Genomic DNA, 18024 nt, shown 5'->3' on the forward strand with positions numbered 1-18024 from the left:
TTCGAAAGCGATCCACCCGTGATTCTTCAAGCCTTTTCGCGCCGCCGGGCCCTGGCCCTGGCCGCCACGCTGGCCATCGCCACGACCGCCGTGTCCAGCTGGGCGCAGGGCGCCCCGCGCGTCAAGCTCGCCACCTCGGCCGGCGACATCGTGATCGAGCTGGCACCCGACAAGGCCCCCAAGACGGTCGACAACTTCCTGCAGTACGTCAAGGACAAGCAGTACGACGGCACGGTGTTCCACCGCGTCATCGACGGCTTCATGATCCAGGGCGGCGGCTTCACGCCCGACCTGAAGCAGAAGCCGACCCGCGCGCCGATCCCGCTCGAGGCCAAGAACGGCCTCAAGAACGACAAATACACGATCGCCATGGCGCGCACCTCCGATCCGAACTCGGCCACCGCGCAGTTCTTCATCAACGTGAAGGACAACGCCATGCTCGACGCCCCCAACCCGGACGGCCACGGCTACGCGGTGTTCGGCAAGGTGGTCTCGGGCACCGAGGTGGTCGACAAGATCCGCGCCGCGCGCACCGGCAACAAGGGCGGCATGCAGGACGTGCCGCTCGAAACCATCACCATCCAGTCCGCCACCCTGGCGAAATAAGCAAAGGACCACAGCCATGAGCAACCCCCAAGTCGAACTGCACATCAAGGACAAGGGCATCATCACGCTCGAACTCGACGAGGCCAAGGCGCCCAAGTCCGTCGCCAACTTCCTCGAGTACGTGACCAAGGGCCACTACGACAACACCGTGTTCCATCGCGTGATCCCCGGCTTCATGGTGCAGGGCGGCGGCTTCGAGCCCGGCATGACCCAGAAGCCGACCGGCGCCGAGATCCAGAACGAAGCCAACAACGGCCTCAAGAACGACAACTACACGGTCGCCATGGCGCGCACCAACGCGCCCCACTCGGCCACCGCGCAGTTCTTCATCAACGTCGCCGACAACGGCTTCCTGAACCACACGGCGCCCTCGGCCCAGGGCTGGGGCTACGCGGTGTTCGGCAAGGTGGTCGGCGGCAAGGAAGTCGTCGATGGCATCAAGGCGGTCAAGACCGGCCGCAAGGGCTTCCACGACGACGTGCCGCTCGAAGACGTGGTGATCGAAAAGGCCGTCGTCAAGGCTTGAGCCTGACGAGCCGCGCATGGCATTTCCCGAGATCGTCGCGCCGCCCGCGTGGCGCACGGTCGACCTGATCTCCGACCTGCACCTGCAGCCGTCGGAGCCTGCCACCGTCGAGGCCTGGCAGGGCTACCTGGAGACGACGCCGGCGGACGCGATCTTCATCCTCGGCGACCTGTTCGAGGTCTGGGTCGGCGACGACGCCGCCGCCCTGCCCGGCTTCGAAGCCCAGTGCGCCGAGGTGCTGCGGGCCGCGTCCGCGCGCCGGCCGGTGTTCTTCATGCACGGCAACCGCGACTTCCTGGTTGGCGCCGAGTTTGCGGCGCGCTGCGGCATGACGCTGGTCTCCGACCCGACGGTGCTGGTGCTGCACGGCGAGCGCTGGCTGCTCAGCCATGGCGACGCCCTGTGCCTCGAAGACACCGACTACCTGCGTTTCCGGGCCCAGGTGCGCACGCCCGAGTGGCAGCAGGCGCTGCTGGCCCGGCCGCTCGAGGAGCGGCGCACGCTCGCGCGCTCGGTGCGGGCCCAGAGCGAGGACCGCAAGCGCAGTCCCGACATGGTCTGGGCCGATGTCGATGCCGATGCCGCACGCGACTGGCTGCGGCAGGCCGGCGCCGGGACGCTGGTGCACGGCCACACCCACCGGCCGGCGGCCCACGACCTCGGCGACGGCATGCGGCGCATCGTGCTGAGCGACTGGGACGCGGCGGCGCATCCGCCGCGCGCCCAGTTGCTGTGCCTGTCGAGCGCGGGTGCCCAGCGGGTCGATCTGCGCTGATGTTCGGCTGGCTGCGCAAGCTGCGCCCACCTCCCGGCCTGCCCGACGCCCTCTGGCAGGCCACGCTGGCCCGCTATCGCTTCCTGGGCGAACGCCCGGCGGCCGACCTCGAACGGCTGCGCGCGCTGGCGGCGGCGTTCCTGCGCGACAAGGAATTCCATGGCGCGCACGGCTTCGTCATCACCGACGAGGTGGCGCTGGCGATCGCCGCCCAGGCGGTGCTGCCGGTGCTGCACCTGAAAGGCGGCCTGGCCTGGTACGACGATTTCGTCGGCATCGTGGTGCACCCGTCCGAGGTGGTGGCGCACCGCACGACCACCGACGCCAGCGGCGTGGTCCACCAGTACGACGAGATCGTGGCCGGCGAGGCCATGGACCGCGGGCCGGTGATGCTGAGCTGGCAGGACGTGCTCGCGAGCAGCGTCACGCGGGCCGAGGGCTACAACGTGGTGATCCACGAATTTGCCCACAAGATCGACATGCGCAGCGGCGAGGCCGACGGCTGCCCGCCGCTGCCGCCCGGTTTCCTCGGCACGCGCAGCGCGCGGGAGGCCCGCGCCGCCTGGTTCGCGACCCTGCAGCCGGCCTACGAGGCGCTGCGCGAGAAGGCGATCATGGCTGAGCGCTTCGGCGGCGAGGCGCCCTGGCTCGATCCCTACGGCGCGCAGTCGCCGGCCGAGTTTTTCGCCGTCGCCTGCGAGGCCTACTTCGTGAACCGCTCGGCGCTGGAGGCCGAGTTTGCCGGATTGGTGGGGCTGTTCGACGCCTTCTTCAAGGCGCCGCCGGGCCGCTGAGCACGACCGCCCCTTGCGGGACGGCCGCCGCCCTTACTTGCGCAGCAGTGCCTTGAGTGCGTTCTGCAGCCGGCGCGCCGAAGCAGCGTCGTGGCTGGCAGCCAGCACCTTGCCGGCGTCCTGGCCCCAGGTCTGCTCCGGGGTCGGATCGCCGCGCCGGGTCAACAGCTTGAGCTGAAGGGCCCGGCGGGCGTCGAGCTGCTCGGCCGGCGTCGGCACCTCGGCCGCCATCTCGAGCCGCAGCAGCGCTTCGGCGGCGTCGGCGGCCTGGGCCGACGGCGCGGCGCCGATCGCCTGCGACCAGCTGCTGCGCACCGCCGGCGTCACCGCGCGGCCCAGTTCCTGGACGCTGGGCAACTGCGCGGCGTCGCGCTTCTCCCAGGCGCCGAGCACCTGCGTGAGCGCTTCGCCATGGGCCTGCGACGCCAGCTTGCGCAGCGCGAAATCGGCCCGCTCGAGCGCTTCGCGCTGGGCCCGGAAAGCCGCGTCGCCGAGGCGGGGACCGCGGTCTTCGAAGCGCGGCGGGCGATCACCGAAGCGTCCGCCGCCGGCGGGTGCGCCACGCTCGCCCGGCCGTGCCGGGCGATCGCCGGTGCGGCCGCCCGGGCCGCCACGCGCATCGCGGCGATCGCCGAACTTGCCGCCGCGGCCGGCAGGCATGGCCTCGGCCTTCTTGTTGCCGGGACGGTCGTCGCCGCGCACGGCGATCACCGGCTTCGGCGCCGGCTTCGGGGGTGCCACGGGAGCCGGTGCGGCTTCGGCATCGGAGCGCGCCGAAGGGTCGGCGCCATCGGCCGGCGCCACCAGGTCCTGCGCCGCAGGGGCATCGGCCGGCGCGGCCGTCGGCAGCGCCTCCGCATCCTCGGGCGCCGGCGCCTGGCCGGCGCTTTCGCCGAACTCGGCCGCCGCCTGCCCCGGGGCAACCACTTCAGTCGCCCCGACCGCGGGACCATCGCTCGGCGCGCTGGCCGGCGCTGCCGCGGGCGGCGGCGCCTCGCCGCGCAGGGCGGCCTCGAGCTGCGCCACCGCGGCACGGATCTTCTGGGCATCGCCGGTGCTGTTGGCGGCCTCGAGCGCCTTGGAGGCATTCAGCACGTGGCGGTCGTGCTCGCTCATCGCGGCCGAAGCCTTCTCGCGCTCGGCCGTCTTGCGGTTGAAGGCTTCGTCGATCGGGGCCCGGAAGGCGTCCCAGAGCTTTTGTTCGTGGCGGCGCTCGAGCGGCACCGATTGCGCCTCATGCTGCCAGCGCTGCTGCAGTGCCTTGACCGCGTCGATGCGCAGCATCGGCGCCGCGCCGAGTTCGGCCGCCTCTGCAATCATCGCCTGGCGACGCTCGACGCTGGCCTTCTGGGCCGATTCGAAAGGCGCACGGGCGGCACCGAAGGCCTCGTTCCACTGGGCCTGCAGCTCGGCGAACACCTTTTCGCCGACATGCCCGGCATCGCGCCAGCGATCGGCGAACTGGTGCAGGGCTCGGTTGTGCGCCTTCAGGTCGGACGCATCGGCGTGCTCGGCGGCCCAGGCCTTGACTTCCTCGATCAGCGCGGTGCGCAGCGCCCGATGCTCGGCGGCGTCGGCACGGACCTTCTCGAGCCAGGCCTCGACCACCTTGTGGGCTTCGTTGCAGGCTTCGTCGAAACGCTTCCAGAGTGCATGGTTGGGGACGCCGCCCTGGTCGGCCTGCTTCCATTGCTCGCGCAGCGCGCGCAGGGTCTCCTGCATCTTGCGGCCGCCCAGCGCCTGGCCTTCGGGCCGCTTGAGCAGCCCTTCGGCCTTGGCGACCAGGTCTTCACGCACCTTGTCGGCGCTCCAGCGCTGCCAGCCTTCGAGCTCGCCTGCGGCCACCAGCGCCGCATGGACGCGGGCCTCCAGGGGCGGCTCGACCAGCTTGCCGTGGTCCTTGAGCACCGCACGCAGCGCGGCGGCCGCACCGGCGCTGGCCTTGCCGTGGCCCTCGGTGGTTTCCTGCTCGAGCTTGGCGAGCGCGGCCTGGACCGCATCCTGCGCGGCGGCGCGCTTTTCGGGGTCGACCTTGGGCGCGGGCGGTTTGGCCGGCGCCGGCGCGGCCTCGGGCGTGCCGCCACGGGCCACCCGCAGCTCGTCGGCCCAGACCGGCACCGGCGGCAACGGCGCCGCGGCGTCCGCGGCGGCGGCCACGGCCAGGGTCAGGGCGCCGTGGAAGGCGTCGGACACCACCAGCAGCTGCGCCTTGGAAGACTCGAGCTGGGGTGCGAATCGGGCATCGAGGCTGCTCCAGTTGGGGTCGGCCACGATTTCGGCTGCCTGCTGCTGCCAGTGCGCCACGTCGGCCCGCAGGGCCTCCTCGACGCCCTGCGCATCGCGCCAGCTCTTGGTCGAGAGCACCTCGAAGCGCTGCGCCAGCAGCACCGCCGCCTCGCGATGGACCTGGGCCCGGTGCTGCAGGTCCTCGATGCCCTTCACGCGCTCGGCCAGCCGGGCCTTGAAACCGGCCAGGGGCTCGCGCGACAGCGGTGCGCCGGCCTTGGCGGCGTCGCGTTGCCAGGCCAGCGCATCGGCGATGTTGAGCTTCGGCTGGGCCAGAAGGGCCTCGGCCTTGTGGGCCCATTCGACGGCGATCGCCTCCTGGCTCTTGGCGCGCTTGAGCTCGTCGAGCTTTTCGCGCAGCAGCCGGGCGGCGCCCTTGTCGCGCCCGCTCAGCTCCTTGAAGACGTCCTGCATCTGCTCGGGCGTCGGGTTGGCCGCGAGCCAATCCCGGATGCGCTGGGCGCGCTCGCCAGAGGTCGGCGCTGTGAAGGCACCCCCGGTCAAGGTGTCGAGGGACTGGAGGTCGTGAGGCTTGGAGGAAGTTGAAGTCACTGAGCGAATGTCGTTATCTGTAAGAAAAAGCGAGGCGCCGGCATTTGGCCGGCGCATGGCTCCATTTTCACCGACTTGCGGTGCTGCGGGTCAACGGGTCGCCAGTTTCAGTTCGGCGCCGGGTTTCCAGTCGGCCCCTTCGGCCTTGGTGCGGACGGCGCCGAGGAACAGGCGTTCGGTCGGCAGCTTCTGCTCGAGCAGGTAGTCCCGGGCCGCCGCGCCCCGCGCCACGGCCAGCTGCCGCATCGACTCCTCGTCGACCGGAATGCTGGCCAGCAGCAGGTCTTCCATGTCCTTGACCGGCAGGTCCTTGGCCAAGCCGACCACGTTGCGCGGCTTGGTGACCTCCGAACGCTTGTAGACAGCGGTCAGCAGCTCCGGATATTCGGCGTCGGTGACCGGCGCCACCTCGGCCGCGTCCTTGCCGGCGCGGACCGCGACCCGGCGCTTCTCGGCCTGCGTCATCTCGCGCAGCCGCTGGCGCTGGTAGGCGTCGCGCTCCTTGTCGAGGCTGGCGGTGCCGACCACGGTCATCTGCAGGCCCGGCCGGTCGTTCAGCGCCTTGGCCACCTTGTCGAGGTTTTCCTTCGCCTCCTTGGACAGTTCGGCGCTGCCGGGCGCGAAGGCGATCGTGCTGGAGTCCCCGCCGCCGCCGCCGAAGCCGCCGGTCAGCAGCGCGAACGGCGCGGTGACGGCCTTGGCGAGCAGGTTCACGATCGCCTTCAGGATCAGCGGGCCGACGCTGAACTGCGGGTCGTTGATCGATCCGCGCAGCGGCAGGTCGATGTCGATCACCCCGTTGCGGTCGGCCAGCAGCGCCACGGCCAGCCGCACCGGCAGGCTGGCGGGCGCGCCTTCGACCTGCTCGCCGAACTGCAGCTGGTTCAGCACCAGCTTGTTGGCCGCGGTCAGCGTGCCATCGGGGGCGATCTTGTAGTTGACGTCCATGCTGAGCTTGCCGCGCTCGATGCCGTGGCCGGCAAAGCGGATCGTGTAGGGCGACAACGGCGGCAGGTCGAGCTCCTTCATCCGCGCCGTGATGTCGAGTTCGAGCGGCTTGACCAGCGGATTGAGCTTGCCGGTGATCTCCAGCGAGGCGGTCTGCTGTGCCTTGCCGCGCAGTTCGAGGTCGGCCAGCGCGGGCTTGTCGCCCTGGGGCTTCGACGAGAAGGCGCTCAGCTTGCCGGTCAGCTCGGTCAGGTCGGCCGAGTAGTTGGGCTTGATGAACAGGTCGGAAAAGTCGATCTTGCCGTTGACCAGGCTCATGGGGCCGAAATTGATCACCGGCGCCATCGCGTTGTCGACCGGCGCCGACGCGGCCGCCACCGGTGCCGCGGCCGGTGTGTCGGGGCCGCCGCCGACCATCAGCTCCTGCGGGGGCGCCTGCTGCGGCGCCGGCGCGCGGGGTCGTGCCGAGCGCGGCCGGGCGGTGGTCGTGGTGGTGCCGCCCAGGCTGCGTTTGCTTTCGACCTCGACCGCCGGCGCCTCCCCTGCCGCCGGCTCGCCGGGCTGCTTGACCAGGTACAGCAGGTTCAGCTTGCCGGTCGGATCGATGATCACGCGGGCATAGAAGTCGGTCAGCGAGGTCTCCCGGACGTCGACCTTGAGCGGCGCGCCCGGCACCATCGCGACTTGCAGGCCACGCAGGCCCAGCGTCTTCCAGCTCAGCAGCTGCCGGTTGCTCGACAGGCCGGGCGCCTGCGTCAGCACGACGCTGTTGGCACGAAATTCGTCGACCGCGGTGTCGCCGGCCAGATTGACGCTCAGGCCCGCGGGCAGGGTCGCGACCTTGACCGTGCCGCGATAACTGGCGAAGGCGCGGCGGATGTCGATATTGAGTGCGTCCGCGTAGTAGGCCTTGAAGGCATGGGCCGGCAGCGAGCCCACCACCAGCCGGCCTTCGGCCGCGATCGGCTTCAGCACCAGGTTGCCGTCGTACTCGAAGCGCCCCGCCTCGGCCCGCCCGGCAGCGATGCGGCCCGACAGCTTGAGCGGCGACACGGTGGCCGTGTTCGGCGCCAGCTTCTGCGCGTTCAGCGTGAAGGCGCTGATCTCGAAGGCCACCGGCGTGGCGCCGGCATTGTCCTCGTAGCTCAGCGCGCCGTTGTCGACCGCCAGCTTGCCGATGGCGAGCGACCACGGCGTGGTGTTGGCGCCCGCCGGCGGCGCGCCCTCGGCCGCCTTCGGATCCTTGGGTGCCGCGACCTTGGCGTCGGCCGTGCCGGCCTGGCTGCTGTCGGCCGGCGCCTTCAGCCAGCGCTCGAACATCCAGCGCTTCTCGTTGTCGCGCACGACCCGCAGCTTCGGGTTCGAGGCGGTGAACGAGGCCACCGTCAGGGTGTGCTTGGTCATGTCGGCCTCGGCGTCGACCAGTTCGAAGCGGCCGACGCTGGCCAGCGCCGTCTTTTCTTGCGTCAGGGCCAGCCCGTCGGCGACCACGCTGCGGGCCTTGAACTTCAGGTCGGGCTGCGTCCATTCGACATCGACCTTGCCGCTCAGCTTGCCGTCGAGCGAGGGTTCGAGGCTCTGGGCCAGGTACGGCGCAGCCAGCGACAGCGGCAGCGCCTCGATCTCGGTGGCGACCCGGGCCCGCTTGTCGGTCGCCTCGCCGCTGAACTTGAGGGCCGCGCCGCCCACCGAAGTCGAGCCGCTGAAGGTGGCCGGCTTTTCCATCGGCCAGGTCACGGCCTGGACCTCGAGCGCCAGTTGCTTGACGTCGATGGCCGCTGCGGGCCGGGTGGTCTGGTCGCGCCAGCCGATCTGGCCGTCGCTCAGGGCCACCTTGTCGACCTGGATCCGCCAGGGCTGCGGCTCGGCCGCCGGGGCCGCGCCGTCGGCGGCCGGCGCCGGCGGGGCCGCCGGCTTGTCGGCCGCGCCGGTGCCCGGGTCGGTCGCCAGCAGATTGAGGCGCCCCGCGGCATCGCGGGCCACGACCAGATCGGGCCCGGCCAGCGCCACTTCGCTCAGATGAACCACGCGCTCCAGGGGGCGGACGTCGGCCAGCGCGATCTTGAGCGCATCGAAGCCGAGCAGGTCGTGCCCCTTCGCGTCCACCACCTTGATGCCGTTGGCCGCGACGCTGCCGGTGATCTTGAGGCCTGCGGTCGCCGCCTGCTCGAAATCGATCTTCAGGTCGGCATCCAGCTTGCCGGCCTTCAGCGCCATCGGCAGCCCGCCCGGGATGTAGCCCAGGTAGGGCACCAGGTCGAGCCCCTGGAAGTTGATGCGGGCGTCGGTCTTGCGGTTGGCGGCAAAGGGCGTCGACTCGGCCGCCGAATCGAACTTGCTGCCGTTGAGGACGAAGGCCAGCTTCGGTTCGGTCTTGATCTCGCGCTTGGAGGCCAGGTTGCTCAGAAAGGGCACGCTGAGCGCGAATTCGCGCAACTCGTGGCGGCGCTTGACGGTTTCGTCGCTGAAGTCGACGGCGCCGTCGGTGATCGCGATGTTGTAGACGGCGAACCGAGGCGGGTCCTTCTTGGGCGCATCGGCAGGCTCCGGCGCGGGAGTCAGCCGGGCCAGGATGTCGTCGATGTCGTAGCGGCCATCGGCGAGGTGCGTGAGCTGGATCGCCGGCGCCTCGATCCGGACCGCGTCGATCACCGGTGCGAGGCGCAGGATGGACTGCAGCTCGGCGTCGACATAGATGCGCTTGACGGCGACCTGCGGCTGGCTGCCGTCGGCGGTGGCGATGCGCAGGTCGTTCACCGCGAGTTCGAGGGTCCAGGGCTTGAACTCGATCTTGCCCACCGTGACCTGGCGGCCCAGCTTGTCGCTGGCGATCTTCTGCACCTGGCCCTTGACGATCGGCGGTACCGCCAGCCAGGCGATCACCCAGACCGCCAGCAGGATCAGCAGCGTCCAGAGCCCGCGCCGCACCCATTTGTTCTGTTTCAGCAAAGCAGCATTCATCGACGGGGAGTGTGCCCCAAACCCGTGGCGGCCCCAAAGTGAGAAAGCCCGGCGGCTCGACGCGAAGTCAGGCCTCCGGGCTTGATGGCGGGCGAAACACCCATGCCATCTTTTCGCTCGACCGGAAGTTCAATCGTTCCGGTCATGCTGGCAGCAAGGGATTGCCACCGTTGGGCCTCAGCCGCTGGACCGTCGGATTTTGCTCGTCGGGCCACTGGACCTTGGTAGACGCCTGATAGCTCAGGCAAGTAGAGCCTATGCGCTATGCGGATGGATTGCAAATCGCGTTTTCAATGGACTCCGCGCCACCGATTCGTGCACTATTTCATACATTTCTTTACATCGAAATTAGAATATCAGACCTATTTCATATTCTTGACCAGATATTTAGCGGTCCCTAGAATGCCAATCTTTCCCGAGCCCCCGAGTGGCCGGACTCTCCCAAATCCGCTGCCGGCATCTGCCGGCTTGATCAGGCGGCCGCGCTCTCTCCCTCTTTTCGCGCGGGCCTGATTCGTACCAATCCAAGCGCCGCTTCCTTTCTGCTCCGCCCCCGTGGCGCTGCGATCGGGTGCCGCACAGAAAGGAAGAGCGATGAAACAGGCGTTAGATGCCACAGCCCGCGGGCTACGGACCTTCGTGTCCGATGTGGTCGACGGCTTCTTCGAGATCACCCACAACAGCTTCGCCCTGCTCGGCCTGGCCATCGTGTTCGCCGTGCTGGCGCTGGCCGCCCGCCCGGACCTGCGCCAGACCGGCGAAGAGCAACTGATGGGCTGGCTGCAATCGCGCAAGCCGGCGCCCGAGGCCGTCGAGGTCAGCGACCTCGAGCCCACCGCGATCGAGCGGACCACCGCTGCCAGCCCCCATGAACTGCCCAAGCAGCAGGCCGCGGTGGCCTACTGGCTCAGCAAGAAGTACCGGGTGGCAGCCGAGCCGTTGAGCGTGCTGGTCGCCGAGGCGTTCGACCTCGGCAAGAAGACCAAGCTCGACCCGACCCTGATCCTGGCGATCATGGCGGTCGAGTCCAGCTTCAATCCCTTCGCCCAGAGCCAGGTCGGCGCCCAGGGCCTGATGCAGGTGATGACCCGGGTCCACGGCGAGAAGTACGAAAGCGCCGGCGGAACCCTGACCGCCTTCGACCCCGTGACCAACATGCGCGTCGGCGTCAAGGTGCTGCAGGAATGCATCGCCCGCGCCGGCTCCCTCGAGGGCGGCCTGCGCTACTACGTCGGCGCCGCCAATCTGACCGAGGACGGCGGCTATGCCGGCAAGGTGCTGGCCGAGCACGAGCGGCTGCGCCAGGTGGTCGCCGGCCGCGCGCCGCCCACGACGACGCCGGCGCCGCGCACCAATCCGGTCCAGGTCGTGGCGCCGCCGGCAGCGGCCAAGCCGGCCCAGCCCGATCCGCAGCAAGTCGCCCTGCTCGGGGACTCGTAGCCCTTCGGGCCGCGCCGGCGCCCGCGGTCGGCTACACTCGGCCGGCACGCGACTGGCGATAGGCGCAACCCTTTTCAGGTGCATTGCGCTGACGTGGACTACCACTGGGAAGCGTGCCGCCCGCGGTTCGTTTGCGGGTGATCAGCCGTTCGCCTGGGCAGCCCTTGTTTGGTTGAAGAACAAGGACCATCGTCTTGAAGGACTGCCATGTACCACCGCAACATCCTGGTCGAACAGACCGATCCTGAAATCTGGGCTGCCATCCAGGCCGAGAACGCCCGCCAGGAGCACCACATCGAGCTGATCGCGAGCGAGAACTACGCCTCGCCGGCCGTCATGGCCGCCCAGGGCTCGCAGCTCACCAACAAGTACGCCGAGGGCTATCCCGGCAAGCGCTATTACGGCGGCTGCGAGCACGTCGACGTCGCCGAGCAGCTGGCCATCGACCGCATCAAGCAGATCTTCGGCGCCGACGCCGCCAACGTGCAGCCGCATTGCGGCGCCTCGGCCAACGAGGCCGTGATGCTGGCCTTCCTGAAGCCCGGCGACACCATCATGGGCATGAGCCTGGCCGAAGGCGGCCACCTGACCCACGGCATGCCGCTCAACATGAGCGGCAAGTGGTTCAACGTCGTGAGCTACGGCCTGAACGCCGAGGAAGCCATCGACTACGACGCCATGGAACGCAAGGCGCACGAACACCTGCCCAAACTGATCATCGCCGGCGCCTCGGCCTATTCGCTGCGGATCGACTTCGAGCGCTTCGCCAAGGTCGCCAAGGATGTCGGCGCCATCTTCATGGTCGACATCGCCCACTACGCCGGCCTGGTGGCCGCGGGCGTGTACCCGAACCCGGTGCCGCACGCGGACGTCGTCACCTCGACCACCCACAAGAGCCTGCGCGGCCCGCGCGGCGGCATCATCCTGATGAAGTCGCAGCACGAGAAGGCGATCAACAGCGCCATCTTCCCCGGCCTGCAGGGAGGCCCGCTGATGCACGTGATCGCGGCCAAGGCGGTGGCCTTCAAGGAGGCGCTGTCGCCCGAGTTCAAGGCCTACCAGCAGCAGGTCGTGACCAATGCCCGGATCGTCGCCGAGACGCTGACCGAGCGCGGCCTGCGCATCGTCAGCGGCCGCACCGAAAGCCACGTGATGCTGGTCGACCTGCGCGCCAAGGGCATCACCGGCAAGGAAGCCGAAGCCGTGCTGGGCGCCGCCCACATGACGATCAACAAGAACGCGATCCCGAACGACCCCGAGAAGCCGATGGTCACCAGCGGCGTGCGCATCGGCACGCCGGCGATGACCACCCGCGGCTTCAAGGACGAGGAAGCGCGCGCCACCGCCAACCTGATCGCCGACGTGCTCGAGAATCCGCGCGACGCCGCGAACATCGATGCGGTGCGGGCCAAGGTGCACGCGCTCACGAGCCGCTTCCCGGTCTACAAGTAACCGGCACGACAGCGCATGAAGTGCCCCTTCTGCGGTCATCTGGAGACCCAGGTCATGGAGACCCGGGTGTCGGAAGACGGCGACTTCGTGCGCCGCCGGCGCCAGTGCGGTGGCTGCGACAAGCGCTTCACCACCTACGAGCGGCCGGACGTCAACTTCCCGGTGGTGGTCAAGAAGGACGGCAGCCGGGCCGACTTCGACACCGCCAAGGTGCGGGCCTCGATGATGCTGGCGCTGCGCAAGCGGCCGGTCGGCATCGAACAGATCGACAACGCGCTGCTGCGCATCGAACAAGAGCTGCTGTCCAGCGGCTTGCGGGAGATCGAATCGACCAAGGTCGGCGAACTGGTCATGCGCGAGCTCAAGCGGCTCGACAAGGTGGCCTACGTGCGCTTCGCCTCGGTCTACCGCAGCTTCGAGGACGTGGACGAGTTCAGGCAGTTGCTCAGGGACATCTGACACCCTGACCTCACATTGGTCGTGGTTTGTCGACCCTGGCCGCAATCCGCCGTCTGTCATGACGATGCGCCCCTCGGGCCGTTGAGCGTCGGCCAGGGGTCCGGCCGCGCCTAGCATCCGGGCGGTGATACCCACCCTGCCTCTTCACCTGTCCCGCCCCCTCGGTCGATCCACGGGTCTCAGCACGATCGAACTGGTCACGGCGCTCGCCATCGCCGCGATCCTCGCTGCCCTCGCGATGCCGAGCTTCGGCGGCGTCATCGAACGCTATCGGCTGCGCCGCGCCGGCGAGGACATGACCGCCACGATCTACCTGGCGCGCGCGGAGGCGCTGCGGCGCGGCGGCCACGTCACGCTGCGCAAGGCCTCGCCGCCCGGCTGCGTGGTCCGCGAAGTCGCCGACTGGAGCTGCGGATGGCAGATCCTTGCCGAGGTCCCCGAAGACGGCACCCGACGCGCCGGCGACGAAATCCTCCAGGCCTGGCCCGCACCCGAGCACGTGAAGGTGATGTTCCGCACCGCGCAAGCGACCTCGCAACTCTCCCTGAACCGTTGGGGACGCTTCGGCAACACCCTCGGATTCAGCGTAGCGCTGAGCCCCGCCCGCAACGACGACAAGATCGCCGCAATGGTCCTGTGCATGTCCGCCGGCGGTCGACTCCAGGCGTTCCAGCAGGCCGACAAATGCCCCGATTGAGCCGCCAGGCCGGCATCAGCCTGCTCGAGTCGCTGGTAGCGATGTCGATCCTCGCGGTGGCGGTGCTGGGCATGCTGGGCGTGCAGTTGCGAGCGCTCGCCGAAACCCAGACCAGCGTGCGGCGTGCCCAGTCCGTGCGGCTGATCGAGGATTTCGCTGAGCGCATCAAGACCCACCCCCAAGGCTTTGGCCCGCCGCAAGACCAGTCCGACGAACCGGGGCCGATGCTGGCCCGGGCCGACTGCCGAATTGCCGCCTGCGACGCCGGAATGCTGGCGCACTGGGATCTCGCAGCCTGGAAGCTGGCGATCGCGGACACCCTGCCCCGCGGCGCAGGCCAGGTCTTCGCAAACAGCGGCCACGAAGCCGGTCGCGGGGAGCTGCTCGGCGTGATGGTGGCATGGCGCGCCAACGAGCGCACAGAGGGCGATGCGGCCTATCGCAAAGCCCTCGTGGTCGACTCGCCGGCCGGTTTGGGTCTGGATTGCCCGACGGGCCTCATCTGCCACCTGGCGCATGTCCAACCTTGACCGTCCGCGTCCGCGCCCGGGCCGGGAGCGCGGCCTGAGCCTGCTCGAACTGCTTGCGGGGCTGGTGGTCGGCATGCTGGTCGTGATGTCGGCCCTGGGCACGCTGCTGCTGTCGCGCGAGGCTGCCGGCGCCGTCTCCGACCTCGGCCAGTTGCGGCAGCAAAGCGCCTATGCGCTGCACGTGATCGGGCTGCAGTTCCGCCAGGCCGGCGCCGTCGAGTTGATGCGCAACGAGGTCACCGGACTCCACGCGTTCGGTCCCAGCCGTGCGCAGGCGGGCGGCACGGACTTCGCCGTGTTCGGCATCGATGGCAAGGGGGCCGCGCCCGACAAGGTCTCAGTCGCCTTTGCCGCCACCGCCTGGGCGAAGGCACCGGGGCAGTTCGACTGCAGCGGCTCCGGCGTTTCCGGCGGCGAGCGCGTCGACGCGACCTTCGAAGTCGATGCCAAGGGCCAACTGAGCTGCACCGGCCGCCGAAAGCAGCCGCTGGTCAGCGGTGTCGCCGACTTCCAGGTCCGCTACCGGGTCGCCAGTTCCGGCGGCGTCCGGATCATGGAGGCCCGCGAGGTCGAGGCGCTGAAGCGCTGGGGGGCCGTCGCCGCGATCGAGATCTGCCTCGACCTGCAAGGCAACGAAAAAAGCCCGCACCGAGTGCAGGTCTACCGGGGCTGCCATGGCGACCGGCCTTCCAACGGACGAGCGCACCTGGTGTCGCGCAACGTCTTCAGCCTGCGCCCGCAATGAGGCCCCGGGTGCGAAGCCGCGCGTCCCGCCAACGCCAACGCGGCATCGCGCTCTTCGTGGTCTTCGTGGTGGTGCTGCTGACCACCCTGCTGGTGCTCGGGTCCTCGCGCATCGCCCTGATCAACGAAATGGCCACCGGCATCGACAGCGACCACCAGCGCACGTTCGAGGCCGCGCAGGCCATGCTGCGCGACGCCGAATCCGACATCCGGGGCCTGCAAGCCGATGGCTCGCCGTGCGTGGGCCCGGGTTGCCGGGCCTGGAGCGTTCTGGATGCCGCGGGTGGACGCGCGTTCTACCCCACCGATGCCGGCGAACTGTCGGACCTGCAAGCCGCCCTCGGCGGCAGGTCACCCTCCTGCGCGGCGGGGATCTGCGTCCCCGATCGCGTGATGGCGCAGTTCTGGACCGACGCGGCGGCACTGGCCGCGATGAAGAAGGTGGCGGCGTCCCATGGCGCCTACACCGGGGGCGAGACGGCCGGCGGCGGCCATCCCCTGCTGGCCTCGGGCGCGGCGCAGCGAGCCTGGTACTGGGTCGAGCTCCTCCCCTACGACACCGCCGTGGCGACCCGTGGCGGATCGGCCGAGGCGCTCGCCCCCGACAGCGAGACGCCCTTCGTCTACCGGATCACGGCCATCGCCCAGGGGCACCGGGCAGCCACGCAAACCGTCCTCCAGACCACGCTGGTATGGAAACGGCATCGCTCCTGAGGCCCGGATGACCCTCCACAGCACTTTCGGCATGAACTTGCTGTCCGCCATCGTGTCGACCGGCTGGGGAAGCGTCGCGGCCCTCGCCGAACCCCTGCCGCTGAGCACCGCGCCCGTCGACATCGCGGCCCTGTCTTCCCTGGTGGCCAGTTCAGGTTCGAGCCGGCTCGACGCCGCACTCTTCGTGGCCGCCTACGACGCGCGGGGCTGGAGCGGTTCGATCACCGGCTATCGGATCCGGGCCACGACCGCTGCTCTCGACACTGCCGGTCTGTGGGGCACCGCGAACCTCATGGATGCCCGCGACGACCGCTGGCCCGCCACCCGCCTGGTGCTCTCGGCCAGGACCGAAGACGGTGCCACCACCGGAATCTCCTGGAAGTGGCCCGCGCTCTCGCTGGCCCAGCAGCAGGCACTCATGACCGTCGATGGGGTCCTCGACACCGCCCCCGATGCCGCCGAACGGGCCAAGGAAAGGCTGGACCACATCCGGGGGGACCGCACCCGCGAGCAGTCGGCCACGCCGCCCGGACCGCTGCGGGCGCGCCCATCGCGCCAGGGTGACATCGTCAATTCCAAGCTCTGGCTGCTCGCGGGACCGCCTTCGAGCCCGCACGCCGCCGAAAATCACGCGGCCTTTCGCGCCGCGAGCCGCTTGCGCCCCTCGATGCTCTATGTCGGCGGCAACGACGGGCTGCTGCACGGGTTCGATGCAGTCTCGGGCGAGGAGAAGATCGCCTACCTGCCCGAAGGCCTGCACCCCAGGATCGGGTCGCTGACCCAACCCGGCTACCAGCACGCCTATTTCGTCGACGGTTCGCCGCTTGGCGGCGACCTCTATCTGGGGCCGCCCGGCAGCCGCGATGCCCGCCAGTGGAGAACCTACCTCGCGGGCTTCCTCGGCGCCGGCGGCCGGGGCTATTTCGTGCTGGACGTCACCGATCCGAGTACCTTCGACGCCGTCAATGCAGCCGCGCTGGTGGTGCTCGACCGCACCCGCACCGCCGGATTGGACCGGGACATCGGGCACCTGACGAGCGCCCCCGTGATCGAAGCCGGCGATCCAGCACTCAGCCGCCAGATCGCGCGCATGAACAACGGCCGCTGGGCGCTGGTGATGGGCAACGGCTACAACAGCGCCGACGAACGGGCTGTCCTGCTGATCCAGTACCTCGACGAAGGACGGGAACTGTTCAAGATCGCTGCCGAGGGCGACAAGGTCGCGGGCCGCGGCAACGGGCTTTCGGCGCCTCGCCTGATCGACCTCGACGGCAACGGCACCCCCGACCTTGCCTATGCGGGCGACCTGCACGGCAACCTCTGGAAGTTCGACCTCGGCGCAGTCTCGCCCGGTCAATGGGAAGTCGCCTTCGGCGGGGTTCCCTTGTTCATCGCGACCCGCCCCGGCTCCGTCGTGTCGCGCCAGCCGATCACGACCGCACCGGTCTGGAAGGCGCATCCGGACGGCGGCGTGATGCTGGCATTCGGGACCGGGCGCGAACTCACGGTCGCCGACCGCGTCGACAGCCAGGTGCAGACGGTCTACGGCGTCCGCGACGATTCCGCGGTCAGCGGCGTCAGGACACAGGGCCAGGGCCCGATCTACACCGGCCGCGCCGCGCTGGTGGCGCAGAGCATGCGCACCGGCGCGGGCCGTGGTCCCGGCACGGTGTCGTCCAACCCCGTCCCCTACAGCGGCAGCCAGGCGCGCAGAGGGTGGTTCCTTGATTTGCCGGTCGCGCGCGAGCGCGTGCTGCAGCACCCGAGCTGGTTCGAGGGCGACCTGATCGACATCTGGAGCATCGTTCCGGCGAACGCCGACGGAACGAAAACCAGCCCGGCACGGCACTTTCGAACCACGATCGACATCGTCAACGGCGCGGCGCCCAAGTCGCCGCTCTACGTCGACGTGCCGGCGGCGACCGCCGGGCAGCCGTCGCGCATCGAGACCGGGCCCGGCGTCGGCATCCGGGGCGCCCAGCAAGAAATCGGCGTGTCCGCCCCCGGCGTGCAGGCGCCGCCTGCCCGGCATCGGCTCGGCACCTTCATCCGGCGCCCGAGCTGGCGCCAGATGCAATGACGCCGAGGCGCGGACCCCGGCGAACGGCGGCCTTCTCGATGATCGAGGTCATGGTCGCCCTCGCCATCGTGGCCATCCTCGCCGCCCTTTCGCTGCCGAGCTACCACGAAGCCGTTCGGCGCGGCCGGCGCGCCGAAGCCCGGACCGGGTTGCTGCAGGCGGCGCACTGGCTCGAGCGCGTCGCGACCCACACGGGCAGCTATCTCGACGACGAAGCCGATTTCCCGGAGACCTTGAAAGGCGTGCCTTCAAACAGCTATGCCATCGGCTTCGAGGCCTCGCAGGCCAGGGGCAGCGGCTACACTTTGACCGCCACCCCCCGGGGCGCCCAGGTCGGCGACAGATGCGGCGGCTTCACGCTCGATCAGGCCGGTCTCCGGGGCCTCGCTTCCGCCAGCGCCACCGAGGCCCTCCAGGCCGAATGCTGGAACCGCTGAAAGTCCGATCCTGAGCACCACCA

General features: G+C 69.7%; 15 protein-coding genes and 1 riboswitch. Of the genes, 13 read left to right on the top strand and 2 right to left on the bottom strand.

What is annotated here, in order from left to right:
- Window positions 1-21 precede the first annotated feature (21 nt).
- The 4 genes from QTI68_RS15755 to QTI68_RS15770 are packed head-to-tail and all read left to right on the top strand — an operon-like array spanning window position 22 to window position 2701.
- Window positions 22-606, top strand: coding sequence for a peptidylprolyl isomerase (locus QTI68_RS15755; protein WP_503011712.1), 585 nt, complete (start codon window positions 22-24; stop codon window positions 604-606).
- 16 nt (window positions 607-622) lie between these two features.
- Window positions 623-1132, top strand: coding sequence for a peptidylprolyl isomerase (locus QTI68_RS15760; RefSeq protein ID WP_286522540.1), 510 nt, complete (start codon window positions 623-625; stop codon window positions 1130-1132).
- A gap of 16 nt (window positions 1133-1148) precedes the next feature.
- Window positions 1149-1907 carry a UDP-2,3-diacylglucosamine diphosphatase gene (locus tag QTI68_RS15765; protein ID WP_286522541.1) on the top strand — a complete coding sequence of 253 codons (759 nt, stop codon included), beginning with the start codon at window positions 1149-1151 and terminating at the stop codon, window positions 1905-1907.
- Window positions 1907-2701, top strand: coding sequence for a M90 family metallopeptidase (locus tag QTI68_RS15770; RefSeq protein WP_286522542.1), 795 nt, complete (start codon window positions 1907-1909; stop codon window positions 2699-2701). Before QTI68_RS15765 ends, QTI68_RS15770 begins: the two co-directional genes overlap by 1 nt.
- 33 nt (window positions 2702-2734) lie before the next feature.
- Here the strand turns inward: QTI68_RS15770 and QTI68_RS15775 are convergent, their stop codons facing one another.
- Window positions 2735-5539: a DUF349 domain-containing protein gene (locus QTI68_RS15775; protein WP_286522544.1), complete on the bottom strand. Its 2805-nt coding sequence runs from the start codon at window positions 5537-5539 to the stop codon at window positions 2735-2737.
- A 90-nt stretch (window positions 5540-5629) separates the two neighbouring features.
- The gene (locus QTI68_RS15780) at window positions 5630-9448 is read right to left on the bottom strand and encodes a DUF748 domain-containing protein (RefSeq protein WP_286522545.1); all 3819 of its coding nucleotides are present in this window, start codon (window positions 9446-9448) and stop codon (window positions 5630-5632) included.
- A 594-nt stretch (window positions 9449-10042) separates the two neighbouring features.
- Between QTI68_RS15780 and QTI68_RS15785 the strand changes: the two genes are divergently transcribed.
- The 9 genes from QTI68_RS15785 to QTI68_RS15825 all read left to right on the top strand — a co-directional run bounded on the left by QTI68_RS15785 (window position 10043) and on the right by QTI68_RS15825 (window position 18001).
- Window positions 10043-10888, top strand: coding sequence for a lytic transglycosylase domain-containing protein (locus QTI68_RS15785; RefSeq protein WP_286522546.1), 846 nt, complete (start codon window positions 10043-10045; stop codon window positions 10886-10888).
- Window positions 10889-10926: 38 nt separating this feature from the next.
- A riboswitch (ZMP/ZTP riboswitch) is annotated at window positions 10927-11054 on the top strand.
- Window positions 11055-11095: 41 nt separating this feature from the next.
- A complete protein-coding gene (gene glyA / locus QTI68_RS15790; RefSeq protein ID WP_286522547.1) occupies window positions 11096-12340 on the top strand; it encodes a serine hydroxymethyltransferase in 1245 nt (414 codons plus the stop codon).
- Window positions 12341-12355: 15 nt separating this feature from the next.
- The gene (nrdR, locus tag QTI68_RS15795) at window positions 12356-12799 is read left to right on the top strand and encodes a transcriptional regulator NrdR (protein ID WP_286522549.1); all 444 of its coding nucleotides are present in this window, start codon (window positions 12356-12358) and stop codon (window positions 12797-12799) included.
- 124 nt (window positions 12800-12923) lie between these two features.
- On the top strand, window positions 12924-13496 hold the full coding sequence (locus QTI68_RS15800) for a GspH/FimT family protein (RefSeq protein WP_286522550.1): 573 nt from the start codon (window positions 12924-12926) through the stop codon (window positions 13494-13496).
- Entirely contained in the window at window positions 13493-14026 is a 534-nt protein-coding gene (gene pilV / locus QTI68_RS15805; protein ID WP_286522551.1) for a type IV pilus modification protein PilV, read from the top strand. Before QTI68_RS15800 ends, pilV begins: the two co-directional genes overlap by 4 nt.
- Window positions 14013-14771: a hypothetical protein gene (locus tag QTI68_RS15810; protein ID WP_286522552.1), complete on the top strand. Its 759-nt coding sequence runs from the start codon at window positions 14013-14015 to the stop codon at window positions 14769-14771. The genes pilV and QTI68_RS15810 overlap by 14 nt, the downstream gene beginning before the upstream one ends.
- An 8-nt stretch (window positions 14772-14779) precedes the next feature.
- Window positions 14780-15484 (top strand): pilus assembly PilX family protein, encoded by a 705-nt coding sequence (locus tag QTI68_RS15815; protein WP_286522554.1) that lies wholly within the window; start codon window positions 14780-14782, stop codon window positions 15482-15484.
- A 31-nt stretch (window positions 15485-15515) separates the two neighbouring features.
- Window positions 15516-17564, top strand: coding sequence for a pilus assembly protein (locus QTI68_RS15820; protein WP_286522556.1), 2049 nt, complete (start codon window positions 15516-15518; stop codon window positions 17562-17564).
- Window positions 17561-18001 carry a type IV pilin protein gene (locus QTI68_RS15825; RefSeq protein WP_286522558.1) on the top strand — a complete coding sequence of 147 codons (441 nt, stop codon included), beginning with the start codon at window positions 17561-17563 and terminating at the stop codon, window positions 17999-18001. Before QTI68_RS15820 ends, QTI68_RS15825 begins: the two co-directional genes overlap by 4 nt.
- Window positions 18002-18024: the final 23 nt, after the last annotated feature.

Source organism: Variovorax sp. J31P207 (assembly GCF_030316965.1).
In the GTDB taxonomy this organism is placed as follows: domain Bacteria; phylum Pseudomonadota; class Gammaproteobacteria; order Burkholderiales; family Burkholderiaceae_C; genus Variovorax; species Variovorax ginsengisoli_B.